The organism is Bradyrhizobium sp. PRIMUS42 (assembly GCF_023006515.1).
In the GTDB taxonomy this organism is placed as follows: Bacteria; Pseudomonadota; Alphaproteobacteria; order Rhizobiales; family Xanthobacteraceae; genus Bradyrhizobium.
Window position 1 is genome coordinate 1 of the sequence record NZ_JALBGZ010000482.1, and the last position, 5,028, is coordinate 5,028.

3 protein-coding genes and 1 pseudogene are annotated in these 5,028 nt (G+C 65.1%); 2 read left to right on the forward strand and 2 right to left on the reverse strand.

What is annotated here, in order from left to right:
• Positions 1 to 246 (reverse strand): annotated as a pseudogene (locus tag MOV75_RS27160) (peptidoglycan-binding protein LysM); the annotation flags it as partial.
• Positions 247 to 424: 178 nt separating this feature from the next.
• On the opposite strand from MOV75_RS27160, the gene MOV75_RS27165 reads away from it, so the two are divergent.
• Positions 425 to 1,120: a hypothetical protein gene (locus MOV75_RS27165; protein ID WP_246930662.1), complete on the forward strand. Its 696-nt coding sequence runs from the start codon at positions 425 to 427 to the stop codon at positions 1,118 to 1,120.
• A 236-nt stretch (positions 1,121 to 1,356) separates the two neighbouring features.
• The gene (locus MOV75_RS27170; protein ID WP_246930660.1) at positions 1,357 to 4,020 is read left to right on the forward strand and encodes an EAL domain-containing protein; all 2,664 of its coding nucleotides are present in this window, start codon (positions 1,357 to 1,359) and stop codon (positions 4,018 to 4,020) included.
• An 82-nt stretch (positions 4,021 to 4,102) separates the two neighbouring features.
• Here the strand turns inward: MOV75_RS27170 and MOV75_RS27175 are convergent, their stop codons facing one another.
• Positions 4,103 to 4,279: an ABC transporter substrate binding protein gene (locus tag MOV75_RS27175; protein ID WP_246930658.1), complete on the reverse strand. Its 177-nt coding sequence runs from the start codon at positions 4,277 to 4,279 to the stop codon at positions 4,103 to 4,105.
• Positions 4,280 to 5,028: the final 749 nt, after the last annotated feature.

Genomic DNA, 5,028 nt, shown 5'->3' on the forward strand with positions numbered 1-5,028 from the left:
AGGCGCAGGCGGCGTGGCGGCGGCAAGCTTTGGCTGTTCCGGTTTGGGCGCTTCCGGTTTCGGCTCGGGCTTGAGATCTACCTTGGCCTCGACCTTGGGTTCGGCCTTGGCCTCCGGCTTGGCGGCGATTGCGGTCTTGGTCCCATCCGGCAGCAGACGGCGCAGCTCGGTCGGGCCGATCACCAGCACCGTGCCGACCAGTGCGAGCAGGCAGAACGCAATGAAGGCCTTGGATGCGGTCATCATCGGAAAAGAACCTTGGGTGACAAATCAACCGAGGCCCGCAAGGTGCGCCGATTTGGCCACGGCAGCAAGTCGGTCGAAGGGATGATCGCTTAGCCCAATGCGCCGGGGATGAACCGGCGCGGCCCCCTCGGCGTCAAATCAGCGAGGCCGCGCCGCGGCTATATTTTAGGATTTTCCAGTGACCGCATTTTTTCGCACCGCGCCATGGCTGGCGCTTGCCCTGACGCTCGCCGCTTCTCCCGCGCTGGCGGCCTCTGGCCCGCCGCCGGGCTTCGTCCTCACCGACAACGCCGACCTCGCCTTCACCTCGCCCGACGGCGCCACCAGGCTCGAGCAGTACTTGAAGGACAGCGAAGACCTTTTCGGCGTCAAATGGCAGGTCTGGGCACGACGCGGCGAGCAGATGACCGAGCTGAAGCCGGAGCAGGGCTACGGCGCGGGCTTCCGCTTCACCAGCGATTCGCAATGGCTGGTGCGGATGCAGAAGACCGGCTCGGGCTCGCAGGATCTGTTTCTCTATCATGTCGAGAACGGCGCCTTCGTCAACGCGACGAAGAAGTCGCTCAGCGACCTCGCCTGGGCCTATTTCCACAGCCGGCCCGACACCAACAGGATGAAGCTCGACTACCACATCTCGGCCAATCTCGTGAAAGGCACGGAAGATGCCTATCGCTGGCTCGGGGTCGACTGGCCTAACAACCGCTACCTCGTGATCTCGCTGTCGGGCGAAATGGACAAGCATCCGAAGAACGTCGCCGTGAAGGGATTGGCGGATTGGAAATGCCGTTATGACCTCATGACCGGGAAGTTCGACGTGCCCAAAATGTTCGCCAAGGGCAATGCGGAAGCGTTGAACTGGGAGATCAAGCGGTAGGCCCGACTTGGCAAAGGCGCGCTTCGCGCGCCGTGCCCACCACCTCCATCCGTCATGGACAGATCGTGGGCACGGCGCGAATGCGCCTTTGCCCAACTCCGGGAGTTCCCGCTACGGGACTTCCCGCGCTGAGGGAACCAACCCACTGATTCCGCTCCGATTCATAGTTCCCTAACCCTCGATGGTAACGGGGTCTTTTCGGTTTGGCTGCATCTTGCGTCCCACGGGAGGGCTGCATGGGCACATCGATCCGATGGACCGCGCGCATGCGCGCGTTGCTCCGTCGCTGGCGGGGAGCGCCACTGACATGGCTGATCGTCGGCGGCTTCGTGCTGATGGCCGCGATGGCCGTCGGCACCGCGCTGACCGTCGACCGCTTCCGGCAGAACGCGATCGAGAGCGGCCGCGAAAGCCTTGAAAACTCCGTGCGCCTGCTGGCCCGGCATTTCGACCGCGAGTTCGAGGATTTCGCGGTGCTCCAGAAGAGCATCATCGCCGAGCTCGAGAGCCGCGGCATCGAATCCGCCGACATCTTCCGCAGCGAGATGGGCACGCTGGCGATGCACGAGGTGCTGCGTGCAAAAGCCAGCGGCTGGTCCGACGTCGCCGGCGCCAATCTGTTCGATGCCAGCGGCGTGCTGATCAACTCGTCGCGGCGCTGGCCGGTCGCCGACGTCTCGGTCGCCGACCGCGGCTATTTCAACCGCCTCAAGAACGATCCGGCCGCGCAGGAAGAGATCGAGGTCGTACAGGGCCGGATCGGCAACGGACCGGCGATTGTGCTCGCACGGCGCGTGTCCGGCCCGCACGGCGAATTCCTCGGGCTGGTCTCGCGCGCGATCGCACCCGAGCAGCTCGAATCCTTCTTCGCCTCGACCGGGCTTGGCGAGGACTCCTCGATCGCGATGCACCACCAGAACGGCCAATTGCTGGCGCGCGTTCCGCGTGTCGATGCGATGATCGGGCAGAATTTTCGCAAAGGCACGCCGGAGCAGATGGCGGTGTTCGAGCGCACCTTCGTCTCCATGCAGATCGCAAGCCCGATCGACGGCAAGGACCGCATCGTCGCCTCGCGCCTCCTCGCCGGCGAGCCGCTGGTCGTGGTCGCGACCAAGTCGCTGGACGCGACGCTCGCGACCTGGCACACGCAAACGAAATTCTTCGTCACCGTCGCCGTGTTGTCGATCGGCCTCTTGGTGCTCACGCTGTTCCTGATCTTCCGCCAGGTCACGCACCGGCTATCGCTCGAGAAGCAGCGGCTGGACACCGCGATGAACACGATGACGCAAGGTCTCCTGATGTTCGACCAGGACGAGCGGCTGATCGTCTGCAACCGGCGTTACATCGAGATGTACGGCTTGTCCCCTGATGTGGTGAAACCCGGCGTCACTTTCCGCGACGTGATCCAGCATCGCCATGAAAGCGGATCGTTCCACGGCGACGTCTCGTCCTATTGCGACGACATCCTGAGCAATGTCGGGCGCACGCAGAACACGATCGTCGAGACCGCCGACGGTCGCCTGATCGAGATCAAGAACCAGCCCGGCGCGGCCGGCGGCTGGCTCGCCACCCATGAGGACGTCACCGCCCGCATCCGCGCCGACGAGCGCATCGCGCATATGGCGCATTACGACGCGCTGACCGACCTGCCCAACCGCGTCTTGATGCGCGGGCATCTGGAGCGGCGCGTTGCCGAGCTCCGCGAGGGAAAGCCGTTCGCCATCCTCTATATCGACGTCGACGAGTTCAAGGGCGTCAACGATTCGCTGGGGCACGAAGTCGGCGACGAGCTGCTGCGCCAGGTGGCGATGCGCCTGCGCGCCTGCGTCAGCGGCAACGATCTCGTCGCCCGGCTAGGGGGCGACGAATTCGCCATCGTCAAGGCCGGCACAAGCGACAAGGCCGAGCTGACGGCGCTGGCGGAAACCATCCTCGCGGCGTTGCGCGCGCCGGTGGATTGCAAGGGCCAGGACATCGCGACCGATGCCAGCATCGGCATCGCGATCGCGCCCGACCACGGTGACAATCTCGACGATCTGCTCAAGCGCGCCGATCTTGCGATGTACGCGGCGAAGTCGGAAGGGCGCCGCACCTACCGCGTCTTCGCACCCGAATACGATGCCAAGGCGAGGCTGCGCCGTCAGCTCGAGCTCGATCTGCGTCAGGCGCTCGTTCGCGGCGAGTTCGAGGTGCACTATCAGCCGCTGGTCGATCTCGCGGCCAACGTCGTGACCGGCTGCGAGGCGCTGCTGCGCTGGCGCCATCCGGAGCGCGGCATGATCTCGCCGGCGGACTTCATTCCCGTGGCGGAAGACACCGGGCTGATCGGCGAGATCGGCGAATGGGTGCTAAAGCAGGCCTGCACCGAGGCCGCCTCCTGGCCCGGCCAGATTCACATCGCAGTCAACGTCTCGCCGGTGCAGTTCCGCTCGCGGACGCTGGCGCTCAAGGTCGCCGCGGCGCTCGCGGAGTCCGGGCTTGCGCCCGGACGGCTCGAGCTCGAGATCACCGAGACGGTCCTCATCCGCGACGACGAGGAGGCGCTGACGATCCTGCAGCAGCTGCGCGAGCTCGGCGTGCGCATCGCGCTCGACGATTTCGGCACCGGCTATTCGTCGCTGAGCTATCTGCACCGCTTCCCGTTCGACAAGATCAAGATCGACCGCAGCTTCATCAGCGACATCGGCGAACCCGAGGATTCCTCCCCGATCGTGCGGGCCGTGGTGCACATGGCCGCCGCCCGCCACATGGCGACGACCGCCGAAGGCGTCGAGACCGAAGCCCAGCGCGAGGTGCTGCGCCAGCTCGGATGCAGCCAGATGCAGGGCTGGCTGTTCAGCCCGGCCGTGCCCGCAGCGAAATTGAAGCAGCTCTTGTCGGCGCACGCCGCGGCGGCTTAGCGGGCGGCGCAGTTCATCGCCGCACTCCGTCGACAAAGCCCGCATGCTCGATCCCTGTCTCGCGTTGATCTCCTGGTCGGTGTCATTCGACCACTTCGTCGGCCCGCAGCAGAATGGAGGTGGGAATGGCAAGACCAAGGGCCTTGGCTGCTTTCAAATTGACCCCGAGCTCGAACTTGACCAGCTGCTGCACGGGAAGATCTTCCGGCTTCGCGCCCTTGATGATCCGGTCGACGCAGCGGGCGGAGCGCCGCAGCATGTCGGGCGTGTTCGCACCCTAGCTCAACAAGGCGCCTGCCTCGGCCAGCCCGAACGGCGGCGCTTCGAGAGCAATCGTCCGGTCTTCGATATAACCCAGCTCGCGCAGTCCCGCGCGGAATGCGTCGTGAAACGGACGACCGATTGCGGAGCGATCCACACAATGCCCACACGCGGAACATGCTCACGCTGCTGAGCGCGCGCGGGCAACGCACCCAAGGTGGTCGCGCCGCCCAGGATGATGATGAACTCTCGCCGTCTCATGTTCATCCCCGATCGGAGAATGGACGGGAACGGCAAATACCGCGGTTCGGAAGTGCTTAGGCAGCCTCCGAACCCTTCGGCGCGAACATCCGCGTCGGGAAGGAAGCTCGATTTGTCCGGCGCGGACGGGCCCGATCGCGACAACCATGTGACGGCCTGCCTCGCGCCCCGTTGTAATCAAACATTTTTCCGTCCGTTCACCCATCGTGCGTTTGTGAAAATCGCGCGCCTGCTTGGAGCAGGATCGGACAAAGCATGCTCGCTTCAGGCAATACGCCGGGCCCTCGCAGCCATAGAACGCGCGAAGACCCGTACAAGTACGGACGACCGATTTGAAGCTCGACGCGATCCGAACGGAGCCACGCCATGACCGGAAACACTGCTCCCATGCGCGATGCCTCACAGCAGGGCGTCCCCCCTGCCCCCGGCGCGCAGCCGGACGACAGCTCGCATTCCGAGCGGCGCACCGCCGGCGCGGAGATGGCG

Bases quoted from the DNA above. Each gene is read 5' to 3' on its own strand.
- MOV75_RS27170 (WP_246930660.1), top strand. From the start codon at position 1,357: ATGGGCACATCGATCCGATGGACCGCGCGCATGCGCGCGTTGCTCCGT.
- MOV75_RS27175 (WP_246930658.1), bottom strand. From the start codon at position 4,279: ATGCTGCGGCGCTCCGCCCGCTGCGTCGACCGGATCATCAAGGGCGCG.